This window comes from Streptomyces sp. NPDC053673 (genome assembly GCF_055585225.1).
The window spans coordinates 86,932-101,576 of the sequence record NZ_JBVJKN010000012.1 but is presented as its reverse complement, the minus strand read 5'-3'; the positions used below and the strand labels follow the sequence as shown (position 1 = coordinate 101,576).

Below are 14,645 nucleotides of genomic sequence, written 5' to 3'. Positions count from 1 at the left end.
TGAGGCGGGACGCGCGCTCAGCGCATGGGACCGATGTCCGGGCCGCCGCGCGCGGAGGCCCGAGTGCGGCGGAGGCCGCCGACGCGGCGCTCGGCCACGGCCGCCATGGCCAGACCGAGCAGCAGCGCCACGACGCCGACGATGACGTTGCTGACGATGCTGCGGGCCGTCGCGACGTTACCGGCGACGACCCAGGGGGAGATGATCGTCCAGGCTCCGATGGCTATGGCGCACCAGGCCTGGGAGTGGGTCCGCTCGTAGGCCGAGCCGAACCCGCCCATGCACAGGGCATAGGCGACACCGGTGATCAGGTTGCACACGGCCAGCGTGGTGAGGCCGTTGAACCCGGCGATCCACGGAGAAGCCGCCAGGTACAGGCCCGTGAGGAGGGCCAGCGTCTCTATCGCCTGCGCGCGAGGCGTCGCGGTCGCCCGTTCGAAACGTGCGCGCATCTCGGCCAGGTCGGGGTGCTGCTCGATGCTTGGGTGGGTGGTCATGGCGGGCCGCCTCCTTCGGAAGCGTGAAATCGGCCCTTCACCTGCAATGAAACGCTTTTTGCGCTGTTCCGGTCAACGCGGCCGGGACAACTCGTGGGGACGGATACGGACCGTGTCCGGGCGGCTGCGGCACGGTCATACGACGGTGACGGGAGCGATCAGTTCATCGGCCGACTCCGGCGGAACGGGGGTCGCCTGAGTGCTGATCAGGTCCCCCTGGGACAGAGCTCCGGTGCCGGAGAGGTCGATGTGGACCCGCAGTCCGTAGGAGGCGCCGGGATCGAGGTCCGGCACCCTGACGGCGAAGGGCACGCGGCCCCCCGGAGTCAGCTCGACGTCCGTCTGGACCTGTGCCCCGACCACCGTGGAAGGAGCGTCGGCCGGCGAGACGTCCCGGACCTCGACGAGGACCCGGGCCGCCAGGGCCCTCGGGGTGTCGGCGGGGAGGGCCACGAAGCCCGCGACGGTGTCCGTCATGCCGGCCTGCCCGCCGGCATCGGTGCCGGGGCCCGCTCCGGGGCGCGACCCGGTTCGCGCTCCGGGTCGCGCTCGTCGAGTCGCGCCAGGAGCGCGGCCGCTGCCGTTCGACGAGGCGGCCGTGCCGGCGGCGGCCTTCTTCCGGGGGAAGCCGTCTTGCGGGCGGGTGCCGTCCCGCCGTCGGGGCTCGTCCTGCGGGCCGCGGTCTTTCGGCCGGTGGTCCTGCGGGTGGTGGCCTCGGCGGCAGCGGTCTTCTTCGTGCGGCGGGTGGGCTCCGACGGACCGGCGTTCATGCGTCTCCTCAGGCAGGGGATGGAACGTGCTCGGACGGGGACTTCGTCGCCTCCATGCGTTCCATCCCCTGCCGCTCGGCCAGTACGCCCATCCGGGTCGTTGCCGGGCCGGGGCCGTCGCGGCGCTCAGGCGTCGGGTGCGGCGTACACGCGCTCTCCCCCGACGTAGGTCAGCGCGACCTTGGCCTCCGCGATGGCCTCGGGCGGCCCCGCGCACGGGTCGCGGTCCAGGACGATCAGGTCGGCGAGGGTGCCGGTCCGGACGCTGCCGGTGTCGTCGAGGTGGTTCACGTACGCCGAGCCCGCGGTGTAGGCCGTGAGTGCGGTGGTCAGGGCGATGCGCTCGTCGGGCAGGAACACCGGGCCCCGCTCCCCCGGCAGGACGCGGTTGACCGCGACATGGATGCCCTCGATCGGGTCCGGGCTGCTGACCGGCCAGTCGCTGCCCGCGGCGAGGGTCGCGCCCGCGCGCAGCAGAGCGCCGAACGGGTACTGCCATGCCGCCCGTTCGGGTCCGAGGAAGGGGATGGTGAGGTCGTCCATCTGCGGTTCGTGTGCGGCCCACAGCGGCTGCATGGTGGCCGTGGCGCCGAGCTGCCGGAAGCGGGGGACGTCGTCGGGGTGGACGATCTGCAGATGGGCCAGGTGCGGGCGGGAGTCGGTCGGGCCGTTGGCGGCACGGGCGGCCTCGACGGCGTCCAGGGCGTCGCGTACGGCCCGGTCGCCGAGGGCGTGGAAGTGGACCTGGAAGCCGAGCGCGTCCAACTCGGTGACGTACGAGCCCAGTTGTGCCGGGTCGACGAAGCTGGTGCCGCGGTTGGCGGTGGCGCAGCCGCAGCGGTCGAGATAGGGGTCGAGCAGGGCGGCGGTGCCGTTCTCGGCGACTCCGTCCAGCATGATCTTGACGGTGCCGGCGCGGAACCGGCCGTGGGTCAGCGCGGCCCGGCGTTCGACGAGCTCCGGGATCTGTTCCGCCCCACGCTCGCGGTCCCACCACAGCGCACCGACGACGCGGGCGGTGAGCAGCCCGTCCCGGGCGGCCGTCACGTAGGCGCCGGACGGGTCGTCCATGCCGAGGAAGTCGCCGATGAGCGCGTCCTGCCAGGCGGTGATGCCGAGGGAGTGCAGATACCGCTGGGCGTGCAGGAGGGCGGCGAGCCGGTCGTCGGGGGTGGCCGGGGGCGTCAGGCGGCCGACGAGCTGCATGGCTCCTTCCTGGAGCATGCCGGTGGGTTCGCCCGAGGCGTCGCGCTCGATCCGGCCGTCGGCGGGGTCGGGGGTGTCCCGGGTGACACCGGCCAGCCGGAGGGCGCGGCTGTTGGCCCAGGCGCCGTGGTGGTCCCGGTTGGGCAGATACACCGGCCGGTCCGGGACGACCGCGTCGAGCAGTCCCTTCGTCGGCGTACCGCCTTCGAAGGCCTCCATGGACCAGCCGCCGCCGGTGATCCACTCACGGTCGGGGTGGGCGGTGGCGTACGCCCGTACGGCGGCGAGCGTTTCCTCGGCCGTCCTGGCACCGGTGAGGTCGCACTGGGTGAGTTCGAGGCCTGCGGGCACCGGGTGGATGTGGGCGTCCTGGAAGCCGGGCATCAGCAGCCGTCCGGCGAGGTCGACGACGTCGGTCTTCGGGCCGATCAGGTCCTGTACGTCGTGCGCGTCGCCGACGGCGGTGATGCGGTCGCCGGTGACGGCGACCGCGGCCGGCCGGCCGTCGGCGGCGGTGCCGGGGGTGAGGACGGGGCCGCCGGTGAAGACGAGGTCGGCGTGGCGGGAGTGCATACGGCTTCCGTTTCTGTGGTCGGGCAGTCAGGTTCTGTGGTCAGGCAGTCGGGCGGTCAGGTCGTCAGGCGGTCAAACGGTCAGACGGTGGTGGCCGGCTCGTCGGTGAGCAGCCGGACGTCGTCGGCATCGGTGCCGCGGCCGGTACGGAAGTACGGAGACCTGCGGCCCCACTTGGCCCAGGCGGCGGCCGCGAACCCGGAGACGATCATGAGTCCCGGGACCAGCAGCATGAACCAGCCGTTGTCCGGGCTGACCTCGAAGTGGTCGGCCGAGTCGTAGAACGACCAGGCGAGGTAGCCGCCGAGTGCGAGCAGTGCGGCGGCGCTGAGCGCGGGCAGGATCACCGCGCGCACGCCCTCCCACCAGGCCTCGCGCAGCAGTCCGCGGAACCGTACGGCGGCGGCCAGGGCGATGAGGGCGTAGGAGAGGGCGACGACGATGCCGATCGCGTTGACCGCCGCCAGGATCAGGTCGGCGAGCTGGGGGATGACCAGCGACAGGACGGCGACGGTGGCCGCGAGGGCGCCGATGACCACGGTCCCGGCCGCGGGTGTCCCGTACCGGGGGCTGACCCTGGACCACACGGGCCCGACGGTACGGTCCCGGCTCATCGCGAACATGCCCCGGGCGGCCGGGATCACGCCTGCCTGGAGCGAGGCGACGGCGGAGAACATGAGGGCCACCAGCGGCAGCGCGGCCAGCGGCTGGGAGGCCAGCCGTTCGGCGAAGAACGCCAGCCCCTGCGCGCCGTGGCCCGCAAGTTCCTCCTCGCCCAGGACGCGCTGGAAGGCGACCGAGCCGAGCAGGAAGAGCGCCAGCATCGTGAACAGGGTGGTGATCCCGGCACGGGACGCGTCGCGGGGCTCCTGGACCTCCTCGTTCACGGTGAACGCCGCCTCGAAGCCCCAGTAGCAGAAGACCGAGAGCAGCAGACCCTGCGCGAGCGCGGACGGCGAAGGTATGTCGAGGGGGTTGAACCAGTCGAGGCTGAAGGAGTGCGGCCCGGTGACGATGCCGTAGCCGCAGAAGCCCAGCAGCACCAGGTACTCGAAGACCAGCAGCCAGCCCTGCAGCCTGGCCGCGGTGCGGACGCCGGTGACCGCGGTGAGGGTGACGGCGACCAGGACCAGGATGCCCACCGCGGTCGCCTGGGCCGTGGAGTCCGGGTCCAGTACGAGTCCTGCCACGTCGTGGAGACCGGCCTGTCCGGCCAGTTGGAGGACCGTGGACCCGGTGACGGCCGTGGTGTAGGCGAGAAAGACGACCGTGGCGACGATGGCCAGCCAGCCGACGAGGAAGCCGAGCCAGGGAGTGAGCGAACGGCCGACCCAGACATAGCCGTTGCCCGCGTTCGGCTCGACCCGGTTGAGCCGGGAGAAGGCACCGGCGATGCCGAGGACGGGCAGAAAGGCAACCAGCATGATCGCTGGCAGATGCAGCCCGACCACTGCGGCCGTGACACCGAGGCCGATGCCGATGCTGGTGGTCGCCGCCGTACTGGAGGCGGCGATGGCGACGCAGTCCACGACGCCGAGGGACTTGCGCAGGGAGGCGTGGGCGGGACCATCCGCGCCGTAGAGGGTCTTCTTCACTGTCATGGCCAGCTCCGCTCGCACCGAAGGGGCCTGGCCGGCCCCGGTGACCGCACATGAAACTGGCGGTGCACTTCACAGGTCAATGGCGTTGTCATAAGGTGCGGGGCCATGGCCCGACCGGACAGTGCGGTCCGGCAGGATCCGGAAGACGGGCCCTGGGTGAGGAGGACGTCGATGAGCGAACGCGTCGTACCACCGGCGGCCCGGCGGCGCAGGCGCCCGACCAAGCAGGGCGTCGTGCTGTCCGAGGAGCTGATCGTCGAGACGGCCCTGCGGCTGATGAAGGAGCACGGCGCCGACGCGCTCACGGTCCGCCGCCTCGGCCTCGCGCTGGGCGCCGACCCGAGCGCGCTGTACCGGTACTTCCGGGACACCGACGAGCTGCTGCTCGCCATCGCCGACGAGCTGATCGGCCGTACGTTGCGCGCCTGGCGGCCGACCGGCGACTGGCGCGCCGATCTGCGGTCACTGGGTCTGCGGATGCACGCCGACTACCTCGCGCATCCGCAGGCGGCGGTGCTGAGCGCCTGCCGGGTGACGGGCCGGCTGCATGAGATCCGGGCGGTGGAGACGATGATCGGCGTGCTGCGCGGGGCCGGGTTCCCCGATGCCGAGGCGGTACGGATCTACCACGCCTTCGTCGACCAGGCCCTGGCGTTCGCGGCCCTGGACTCGGCGGCCACCGCGCTGCCGGCGGCCGCACGGGAGGCGGACGAGGCGGCATGGCGGTCGACGTACGCCGGGCTGCCCGCCGAGACCCACCCCCATATCGCCGCCACGGCACGGCATTTGGTGGCGGACATGAATCTCAGCGCCTACCCGAGGGCGCTCGACATGCTGCTCACGGCGGCGGCAGCGCGGCTGGAGGAGGTGACGGACCGGACGCCCCGTCGGCGACGAGCGACCGGGTGAGCGGGATACGGGCCAGAGCGACCACGCCGAGGGCGATCAGCGCGAGGCCGAGGAGCTGCGGCAGCAGCCACCAGCCGGAGCGCACATGCTCCTCGTACAGGAGGATGCCGAGCGTGAGGCTCACTGTGGCGTCGCCGAGTGTGAGCGCAGGCTGCGACGCGACCAGCGGCCCCCCTTGCAGCGCGTTCTCCAGCAGGAAGAGCGCGGTACCGCCGGTCACCGCGAAGGCATAGGTCTGCCAGGCGGTGAAGAAGGCCGCGATCCCGTGGTCGTCCAGAGTGTGGGTCGCCGACTTCATGAGTGCCGCGGTCAGTGCGTAACTGATGGCGGTGGCCGCGCCCAGGAAGGCCGCCCGTGCCCGCCCCTGAGGGCGCCGCAGGGCCACGGCGGAGAGGACGACGACCGCTGTGGCACAGGCGACGAGAGCGGGCAGCCACCGATCCATCGGGACCTGTGTGCGATTGCCTGCGGGGGCCAGGGCGGCGAGGGCGACGCCCAGGCCCACCACCACACAGATCACGGCAAGCCAGCCGGCACGGGGCAGATGGCGGCGCATGAGCAACGACGCGACGATCAACGCGAGCGGCAGTTCCAGGACGAAGAGCGGCTGAACGACCGCCATCGGCCCGCTGTTCAGAGCCAGCGCCTGGCCCACGCCCGCGACGATCACGGCGCCGATGCCGGCCAGCCAGAGAGGACGCCGCAGCAGATCGAGCATCAGCCCCGCGCGGAAGCCCGTGGCGCTGGGCACCTTGAGAGCCTCCTGGCGCTGCAGCACGGTGGCGAAGGCGTTGCTGAGCGCCGAGGCGAGGGCGAAAAGGACCGGGAGGAGGGTCTGCACCGTACGACCTCCCGCTTCCACCCGCGTCGTGCGTCCCGTACTTCCTGCCATGGTGACCCCGGCCCGCCGTCCCCCGCGACCGAACAGGCCGGGCTGCGGTCCGTACGCCGCCGCCCCACAATGGGACCAGGTCGCAGGTCCGACCACGGTGGCGTCGCGACGACGTCGCCCGAGAGGAATGTGCCCATGCGCGCAGAGTCGTCGTCGGCCGCGCGGACGGGGGCCTTCATCGCGGTCACGGTCGCGCTGTTCTGCATTCAGGTCGCACGCCACCGGCTCGTGGTCCACGGGAAGCTGCCGCCGCTGTCCATGAGCGCGCCCTGGCCGCCGGTGGGCGCGGGTGCACAGGCCGGTGACCTGAAGTGACCGGCGGAGCGGAGCGGACGGAGATACTGCACCGGGCGGTCCGGGTGACCGTCGCGGCGAGCGCCGGGTTCTACTCCTTCCTGTACGGGCTCGGTGAGCCCGTGACGGCGCTGTACGCGCTGTTCGCCCCCATCTCCCTCGGCGTCCTCTCACGGGTCCCGGGGTCGGGCCGGCAGCGAGCGGTCGTGATGCTGAAGGCGCTGCCGATCGGTCTGGTGCTGGTCGCGCTGGGAACGGCGCTGGCGGTACGGACCTGGGCGGCGGTGCTCGGGATGCTCGTCGTCGGCTTCCTGCTCGCCTTCGCGGCGGTCGCGGGCCCCCGCCCGGCCGGGGTGGGGCCCGGGCTGCAGCTCTTCTACATCCTGGCGTGCTTCCCGCCGTACGCCCCCGAAACCCTGGGACTGCGCCTCATCGGTCTCACCACAGGGGTCCTGCTCCTGGTCGCCTGCGAGGTCTTCCTGCTGCCCACCCCGGCGACCGTCTCCGCTCGGGAGCGGCTCGCGGCGGCGGTCGACATCGCCGCCGCCGCGGCGGCGAACCCCTCCGCCGCCTCCCCCGCCGGCCTCCGCTCGGCCGGAAGCGATCTGCGCCTCTCGCAGCTGCCGCCGGCCGAACGGCCCGCCGGCCCCTGGCGGACGGACCGTGCCATGTTCCAGGCGGGCAGTGCGGCGCGCCGCCTCCTCGACCAGCTGGCGCATCACGCGGACGCACTGTCTCCCGGAGGCCCGGTGCGGCCGGACACGGCGCGGCCCGGCTACGGGGGCGATGCGCAGGACGCCGCTTCCGCGTCGCTCCTGAGCAGGGTCTCGGCCCTGTGCACCCGTATCGCGGGCGCCCTGCGCACCGGCACGCCGCCCCCGGCGCCCGGGACGCTCGAAGAGGCGATACGGGGCTTCCAGCAGCTGCGCGTCCGGCAGGCCACCGGGCCGCCCGACGCCGTGCCGACGGTGCCGGTGCTGCGGTGGCAGGCGGCAGTGCTGGCCATGGCGGAGTCGGCGCGGATCCTGGAGACCTCGGTACGGGTCGGCATGGACGGGCGGCGTACGGCGCCGATTCCGCCGCAGGCGCTGTTCTGGTACGCCGACGCGAGCGCCGTGCGGCTGTGGACGGCGCGGCTCTTCGGGAACCTGACCCTGCGGTCGGTGCAGTTCCAGAATGCCGCGCGGACCGCGCTGGGTCTGGGGGCCGCCCGGCTGGTGGCGGGATCCCTGGATCTGACGCACGGCTTCTGGGTGCTGCTCGCCGTCCTGACCCTGAGCCGGACCACGTTCGGGGCGACGTGGACGGCCGTGCGCAAGGCGGTGGCCGGGAACCTGCTCGGCGCGGTGGCGGCGGGTGCGCTGATCCAGTGGATCGGCGGGCACACCGTGGCGTACGCGGTCGTCCTCGCGCCCGGCATGCTCGTCGCCTTCGCGCTCGGGCCGCTGCTCGGGATCGCGTGGGCGCAGGCGCTGTTCACGCTCGTCGTGGCGTCCGCGTTCGGCCAGCTCGCCCCCGCGTCCTGGCAGTTGGCCGAGGCACGCATCATCGACGTCGTGACGGGCAGCGCGATCGGGCTGCTCTGCGGACTGCTCGCCTGGCCCGCCGGGGCCCGGCGCGAGGTGCGCAGAACCATGGCGGCCCTGCTCCGCTGCTGCGGCCCGCTGATCACGGGGACGGTCCGGGTCCTGCTGACCACCCCGCCGGGTGCCGGGCCGCAGTCGCCGTCCACGTGGTCCGCCCTGCGCCACCTGCGGCTCGCGGAGGTCGCGTACGACCAGTACCGGAGCGAACCGGGCGGCGACGGTGCCACCGCCCCCGCGGACTGGCACGCCGTGCTCATCACGGCGAACCAGGTCCTCCTCGGCGCCCACTGGCTTCCCCGGTTCGATCCTCCTGCGGTGCCGGTCCCGCCGGTCGCCGCCGACTGGGCCCGTACGGCCGCGGACCGGCTGGCGCGGACCACGGACCGGGTCGCGGCCCTCGCCGAGGGCGCTCCGGGGCCGCCGCGGCCGCCGGATCCGCCTCTCCCGGTGCCCGACGGCCCGCCCCTGCCCATGCTGATCGACCTCGAGTACTGGCTGCGCAGCCTCACCGCACAGCTCGCCCGGATCGAGAGTTCGGTCCACGACACGGCACGCTCCGTGACCGGTCCCGCGCGTCGGGGCTCTTAGGGTGCGCCTCATGCGACGCAGGAGTTCTCGCACCGACCGGCACTCCCTGTTCCGCCATCGGGGGTGGGTCTGGTGGCTGCCGTTGGTCGCGGTGCTGATCGATGTGGCCGCCGAGCTGATCGTCAGGGGGCGGGAGCCCGTGAGCTTCCTGCTCATCGCCGTCCCGCCGCTCGCCGCCGCGACGCGCGGCCCGCGGGGCACGGCGCTGTCGACCGCGGTGTGTCTGGGGCTCCAGATGTGGATGGCCGCCCGCCGCCCGGGCCACTTCGACGAGCAGCACCATGTGGCCGTCTACGCCGCCACCCTGGCCATCGGGATCGCGAGTGTCGCCCTCTCCGCGCAGCGCGAGCGGACCCGGCGGCATCTGGTCCGCGCCCATTCGGTCGCGGAGGCGATGCAGCGGACGCTGCTGCGTCCGGTGCCGCGCAGGCTCGGTCCGGTGCGGGCCGCCGGGTTCTACGAGGCCGGGGAGGGCGGCACGCTCGTGGGCGGGGATCTGTACGACGTGTGCGAGACCCCTTTCGGGGTACGGGCGATCATCGGCGACGTCCGCGGCAAAGGACTGGACGCGGTGCAGACGGTCGCGGCCGTCCTGGGCAGCTTCCGGGTGTCCGCCCATGAGTGGAAGAGCCTGAGCAGTCTGGCGGACCGTCTGGAGCTCAGCATCACCCGCAACAGTCCGGCCGGGGACGAGGGCGACCCCGAACTGTTCGTGACCGCGCTGGTGCTGGAGTTCCCGCTCTCGGGCCACGAGGTGCGGATCGTCGACCGCGGCCATCCCTCGCCGATCGTCGTCGGCCCCCACGGCGCGCGGCGACTGGTCACGGCGCCCGGGCTCCCCCTGGGTCTCGGCGGTCTGTCCTTGGGCGACACCGAGGCGACGGTGCATCCGCTGGCGCCCGGCGAGGTGCTGGTCGCGCACACGGACGGGGTGAGCGAGGCGCGGAACGCGCAGGGCGTCTTCTATCCGGTCCTGGAGCGGCTCGCAGAGCACTTCGAACGGCACGACGGCACGACGGCACCCGACCCCGAGGCCGTCGTGGCGTTCGTACGGGCCGATGCGCAACGCTGGTCGGCCGCCGCGGACAACGACGACCAGGCCGTTCTCGCGCTGACGCTGAGCTGCTGACTCCGGGATGCCGAAGCCGTGCCAGGCGGGCCGATGAGTTCCGCGGTCCCGAACGGTCAGCACCGGTATGGGCACCACAGGCAAAGTGATCTCGCGCGACGGCACGCCGATCGCGTACGAGCGGTCCGGCGAAGGGCCGGCGGTGATTCTCGTCAGCGGCGCGACGTGCACGGGCGCCGCCGAGGCACCGCTGGCGGCGCAGCTGGCCGAGCGGGGGTTCGGGGCGGTGACGTACGACCGCAGGGGCCGCGGCGCCAGCGGTGACACGGAACCGTTCGCGGTGGCCCGGGAGGTCGAGGACATCGCGGCGCTGATCGACACGGTGGGCGGCAGCGCGGCGCTGTACGGCATGTCGTCCGGCGGGGCGCTCGCGCTGGAGGCGGCGGCCGCCGGACTGCCGGTGACGAAGGTGGCGGTGTACGAACCGCCGATGACGATCGACGAGGCGGCCGTCCCGGCGCGGCGGGAACAGGCGGCATGGCTGCGGGAACTGCTGGCCGAGGGCCGCCGCGGGGACGCCCTGGAGCTCTTTCTGTCCGGCACGGGCATGGCGCCCGAGCTGATCGCGGGGATGCGGCAGACCCCGCTGTGGGGGCAGCTGGAGACGCTTGCGCCCACGATCGCGTACGACTACGCGGTCCTCGGCGACGGACTGGTGCCCGAGGAGCGGCTGGCGTCGGTCGGGGTGCCCGTGCTGGTCGTGAACGGCGGGAAGGGCTTCGGCTGGATGAAGGACGCCGGGCGGGTGATAGCCCGGGCGGTGCGCGACGGGCGCCGGCGGATCCTGGACGGCCAGACGCACATGGTCGATCCGGTCGCGCTCGCGCCCGTGATCGCGGAATTCCTGGGGGAGAGCCGGTAGCGGGACGGCCGCCTCCCGCTGCGCCGTCTTCCGCGGAGTGACCACGAGCGCCGGTGACGCCCGGCGTGGCTCACGGCGCGGACGAGCCGCGCGCCGGGGCGACCCCTCGCGGTCCTCGGTGCGCGCGTCAGGATCGGGACAGGGCACGGACGGCCTCGCCGAGTACGGCGATCCCTTCGGCGATGCCGGACGGTGAGCTCGCGGCGTACCCGAGGACCAGTCCCGGGCGGTGCGGGCCGGTGGTGTGCCAGGACAGCGGCTGCACCTTCACCCCGCGCGCGAGCGCCGCGGCCGCCAGTGCGGTGTCGGAGAACCGGGCGTCGAAGGTGATCATCAGATGGAGGCCCGCCGCGGCGCCGTGCACCCGCGCGCCCGGGAGCCGGGCCGTGATCGCCTCGATCATGGCGTCGCGGCGGCGGCGGTGCCGGCGCCGGATCAGCCGCAGATGGCGCTCCATCTCGCCGGACTCCATCAGCCGGGCCAGCACGAGCTGCGGCAGCGCGGCATTACCGAGGTCGGCGAAGCGCTTCGCGTCCACCAGCACGTCCCGGTATCGGGGCGGTGCGAGAACCCAGCCGGTCCGCAGGGCCGGGGCGAGGAGCTTGGAGACGCTGCCGGCGTACAGGACGCGGTCGGGGAGCAGTGACCGCAGGGCGGCGACCGGGGGCCGGTCGTAGCGGTGCTCCGCGTCGTAGTCGTCCTCGACGATCAGCGCGCCGTCCCCGGCAGCCCACCGCATCAGCGCCCGGCGCCGCGCGCCGCCGAGCACCACCCCCGTCGGAAACTGGTGCGCGGGAGTCAGCAGCACGGCCGGCGCGCCGGTGGCACGCAGCGCGTCGACCCGTACACCCTCGGCGTCGACCGGCACGGCCGGGGTGTCGAGGCCCCAGTGGCGCAGATGCTGCCGCGCACCGAGCGAGCCGGGGTCCTCGACCGCGACCGACGCGATCCCGTCGTCCCGGAACACCCTCGCGAGCAGCCCGAGTGCCTGCGCGGTCCCCGCCACCACCAGTACCTCCCCGGGGTCCGCCCTGATCCCCCGGTTACGGGCCAGCCAGTGGGCCACCGCCACGCGCAGTTCCGGCCTCCCCCGCGGGTCTCCGTAGCCGAGTCCCGCCGCGGGCAGCTCCGCCAGTACGGCCCGCTCCGCCCGCATCCACGCCGCCCGCGGAAACGCGGCGAGGTCGGGCACCCCGGGCGTCAGATCGATCCGTGCCGGCGCCGCGCGCAGGGCCTCGAAGATCTCGGGCCCGGGCGGGCGCGTGAACAGCCCCGGCCCCGGTGCCGGGGGCTCAGCCGTGGGCACGGCCACGGCAGCGGGAACGGTCCCGGGCGCGGGCGAGGTCCCGGCCCCGGCCCGGGGCGCGCCGGACAGCCCTGGGGCCGCCACCACGATCGTGCCCGCCCGGCCTCGGCCCGCGACGTGCCCCTCGTCCGTGAGACGCTGGTAAGCCTCGGTGACGACGCCGCGGGAAACCCGCAGATCCGCCGCCAGGACACGCGTCGCGGGCAGCCGGCTGCCCACCGGAAGCCGGCCGTCGGCGATCGCGAGGCGGAGGTGGCCGGCGAGCCAGTCGGCGAGACCGCCCGGCGGGGCCTCGCGCGTGTTCAGCTGGAGGAAGTCGGATCCGGTCGCACCCGGAATCATGGACCTGTCCGAATGGTTCTCAGCAGTGCCGGTCACAGGACCATTGTGTGCCACGGCCGTCCGGCGGGTGGTGCGGGCGGAAAGGCACTGGAGCAAGCTGGGGTCACCGCCCCGTGAGGGGAGGAGGTGATCGTGTGGCAGCCGATCGTCAGGCCTGGTCGGAGGGCCGTCGCGGACTCCGCACGGCCGAGGCCGGCGGGCCGGGTGACTGGGCCCTGGAGGACGTTCTGCAAGGCACGTCGGCCGGCGTCGGCGCTCTCGGCACGGACCTCCGCTATCTCTTCGCCAACCCCGCCTACTGCCGGATCACCGGCGAGTCCCCGGCCGGCCTCGCGGGCCGGTCCCCGAGCGCGGTCGCGGAACAGTACATAGGTCCGGCAGGTCTGCTGGCCGATGTGCTCGCCGACGGTGTCCCGCGCGCCCGGATCACCGGCCCACGTGCCGGCTACCACACCACCTGCCTCCGGCTGGAGAACCACGGGACCGTGACCGGCGTCCTGTGCATCGTGATCCCGACCCCCACCCCCGAGCTGTACGAGGAGCTGGAACTGGCCAGGGCCCGGCTCGCCGCGGCGGACGAGGCCGTCGAGCGCATCGGGAGCTCCCTCGACGAGACCCGCACCTGCCGGGAGCTGGCGGACTTCCTCGAATCCTGGCTGGGGGATGCCGTGGCCGTCGATGTGCTCCCGCCCCCGCCCGCGAAGGGCGCGCCGAAGGCGCCCACCCCGGCCAGCATGCTCCGTGCCGCGACGGCCGGCCCCGTCGAACTGCTCGGCGGCCGCTGCCGGAGCAACGAGGAGGCTCAGTCGGCGGCCCGGCGGGCGATGGAGTCCGGACTGCCGGCGACCGAGCACGGCGTCGCCGGCCGCGCCACGGTCCTCGCCGTACCGCTGGGGGCCACCGGCCGGAGCGGCCACGTGCTGGGTGTCGCCCTGCTCGGCCGTACGGGCTCCGCGTTCAGCGGGAACGACATCGCCATGGCCCGGCACGCGGCCCGCCGCGCGACCGTGGGCATCACGCACGCCCGTGAGTTCGAGTCGGAGCAGCGCAAGACCGTCGAGCTGCAGCGCGCTCTGCTGACCGAGCCCGGCAAGCCCCACCCCAACCTCGAGTTCGCCACCCGTTATCTGCCGGTCGGCACCAGCAATCTGGTCGGCGGCGACTGGTTCGAGACCGTACGCCTCCACTACGGGCGGACCTTGCTCGTCATGGGCGACGTGATGGGACACGGCGTCGATGCGGCCGTCGAGATGAACACGTACCGCGCGATGCTGCGCGATGTCGCCGCCGCCGATCTGCCGCCGCACCGGGTGCTGCGCCAGCTCGACCTCGCCATCGCCGACACCAGCGCCCGGCCGGCGACGTGTCTGCTCGTCCGGGTCGACCCGGCCCGCGGAATCGGCACGTTCTCCAGCGCCGGTCATCTGCCGCCCGTCGTCTTCACCGCCGACGGGACCGCGGAGCTCGTCGACGTACCGGCCGGGCCGCCGCTCGGCACCGGTCTCGGGGGGTACGAGGTCGTCACCCGCGAGCTCACCCCGGACGACACGCTGCTTCTGTACACGGACGGCCTGGTGGAGCGGCGCGACGAGGACATCGACGCGTCGCTGGCACGGCTGACCCGGGTACGGCAGCCCTGCACCGCACCGGTGGAGGATCTGGTCGACGCGGTGGTGACCGCGCTCGACGCGGAGCACGCGGAGGACGATGTCGCGCTGCTCGCCGCCCGCATCCGCCGCCGCCGCTCGACCCAGGTCACGGAGGAACAGCCGGTCCAGAGCCAGATACGGGCCTGACAGGAGTCCTGAGCGGGACCGGACCAGCAGGACAAGGACCCGTCAGGACAAGGGCCCTGGACGGTCGGACGCAGCAGCATCGGAGCCACGTCGTCGGCGCGCTCTGCGAGCCGACGGCTAGGCCGTGTCTGACAAATCCCGCCTGGCGCGCGATGCCCGGCACGCCCTCCCCCGTAGCCCTTCGGGCACGGGAGCTGCCCCCACGCTGCGTTGTCGGAGTCATCCACGTACGTCCAGTACGCGGATGATCTCCCCCAGAGCTGCGCCTGGGAGGTTCCCCCACCGCCTTGCGAT

At 73.6% G+C, this 14,645-nt stretch carries 13 protein-coding genes; 6 read left to right on the top strand and 7 right to left on the bottom strand.

Going from position 1 to position 14,645, the window contains the following annotated elements:
* Positions 1-17: 17 nt before the first annotated feature.
* From ACZ6ZQ_RS19135 to ACZ6ZQ_RS19115, 5 genes are all read right to left on the bottom strand, one after another.
* Entirely contained in the window at positions 18-497 is a 480-nt protein-coding gene (locus tag ACZ6ZQ_RS19135; RefSeq protein ID WP_469769674.1) for an SPW repeat protein, read from the bottom strand.
* A gap of 135 nt (positions 498-632) precedes the next feature.
* Positions 633-974, bottom strand: coding sequence for a YbaY family lipoprotein (locus ACZ6ZQ_RS19130; RefSeq protein WP_469769673.1), 342 nt, complete (start codon positions 972-974; stop codon positions 633-635).
* Positions 971-1,267 (bottom strand): hypothetical protein, encoded by a 297-nt coding sequence (locus ACZ6ZQ_RS19125; protein ID WP_469769672.1) that lies wholly within the window; start codon positions 1,265-1,267, stop codon positions 971-973. Before ACZ6ZQ_RS19125 ends, ACZ6ZQ_RS19130 begins: the two co-directional genes overlap by 4 nt.
* A gap of 126 nt (positions 1,268-1,393) precedes the next feature.
* A complete protein-coding gene (locus tag ACZ6ZQ_RS19120) occupies positions 1,394-3,046 on the bottom strand; it encodes an amidohydrolase (RefSeq protein WP_469769671.1) in 1,653 nt (550 codons plus the stop codon).
* Positions 3,047-3,126: 80 nt separating this feature from the next.
* Complete coding sequence (locus ACZ6ZQ_RS19115) at positions 3,127-4,647, bottom strand: APC family permease (protein WP_469769670.1); 1,521 nt, start codon at positions 4,645-4,647, stop codon at positions 3,127-3,129.
* A 171-nt stretch (positions 4,648-4,818) separates the two neighbouring features.
* On the opposite strand from ACZ6ZQ_RS19115, the gene ACZ6ZQ_RS19110 reads away from it, so the two are divergent.
* The gene (locus tag ACZ6ZQ_RS19110) at positions 4,819-5,556 is read left to right on the top strand and encodes a TetR/AcrR family transcriptional regulator (RefSeq protein ID WP_469769669.1); all 738 of its coding nucleotides are present in this window, start codon (positions 4,819-4,821) and stop codon (positions 5,554-5,556) included.
* Here ACZ6ZQ_RS19110 and ACZ6ZQ_RS19105 read toward each other — a convergent pair.
* Entirely contained in the window at positions 5,486-6,397 is a 912-nt protein-coding gene (locus ACZ6ZQ_RS19105) for a DMT family transporter (protein ID WP_469769668.1), read from the bottom strand. The two genes, ACZ6ZQ_RS19110 and ACZ6ZQ_RS19105, sit on opposite strands and share 71 nt — an antisense overlap.
* Positions 6,398-6,583: 186 nt before the next feature.
* Here ACZ6ZQ_RS19105 and ACZ6ZQ_RS19100 point away from each other — a divergent pair, with 186 nt between their 5' ends.
* The 4 genes from ACZ6ZQ_RS19100 to ACZ6ZQ_RS19085 all read left to right on the top strand — a co-directional run bounded on the left by ACZ6ZQ_RS19100 (position 6,584) and on the right by ACZ6ZQ_RS19085 (position 10,907).
* A complete protein-coding gene (locus tag ACZ6ZQ_RS19100) occupies positions 6,584-6,763 on the top strand; it encodes a hypothetical protein (protein ID WP_469769667.1) in 180 nt (59 codons plus the stop codon).
* Positions 6,760-8,916, top strand: coding sequence for an FUSC family protein (locus ACZ6ZQ_RS19095; protein WP_469769666.1), 2,157 nt, complete (start codon positions 6,760-6,762; stop codon positions 8,914-8,916). The genes ACZ6ZQ_RS19100 and ACZ6ZQ_RS19095 overlap by 4 nt, the downstream gene beginning before the upstream one ends.
* Before the next feature lie 10 nt (positions 8,917-8,926).
* On the top strand, positions 8,927-10,045 hold the full coding sequence (locus ACZ6ZQ_RS19090) for a PP2C family protein-serine/threonine phosphatase (RefSeq protein WP_469769665.1): 1,119 nt from the start codon (positions 8,927-8,929) through the stop codon (positions 10,043-10,045).
* 67 nt (positions 10,046-10,112) lie between these two features.
* The gene (locus ACZ6ZQ_RS19085) at positions 10,113-10,907 is read left to right on the top strand and encodes an alpha/beta fold hydrolase (protein WP_469769664.1); all 795 of its coding nucleotides are present in this window, start codon (positions 10,113-10,115) and stop codon (positions 10,905-10,907) included.
* A 127-nt stretch (positions 10,908-11,034) separates the two neighbouring features.
* Here ACZ6ZQ_RS19085 and pdxR read toward each other — a convergent pair whose 3' ends face one another.
* Positions 11,035-12,555, bottom strand: coding sequence for a MocR-like pyridoxine biosynthesis transcription factor PdxR (gene pdxR / locus ACZ6ZQ_RS19080; protein ID WP_469769762.1), 1,521 nt, complete (start codon positions 12,553-12,555; stop codon positions 11,035-11,037).
* Positions 12,556-12,689: 134 nt separating this feature from the next.
* Here pdxR and ACZ6ZQ_RS19075 point away from each other — a divergent pair, with 134 nt between their 5' ends.
* Positions 12,690-14,351 (top strand): PP2C family protein-serine/threonine phosphatase, encoded by a 1,662-nt coding sequence (locus tag ACZ6ZQ_RS19075; RefSeq protein WP_469769663.1) that lies wholly within the window; start codon positions 12,690-12,692, stop codon positions 14,349-14,351.
* Positions 14,352-14,645: the final 294 nt, after the last annotated feature.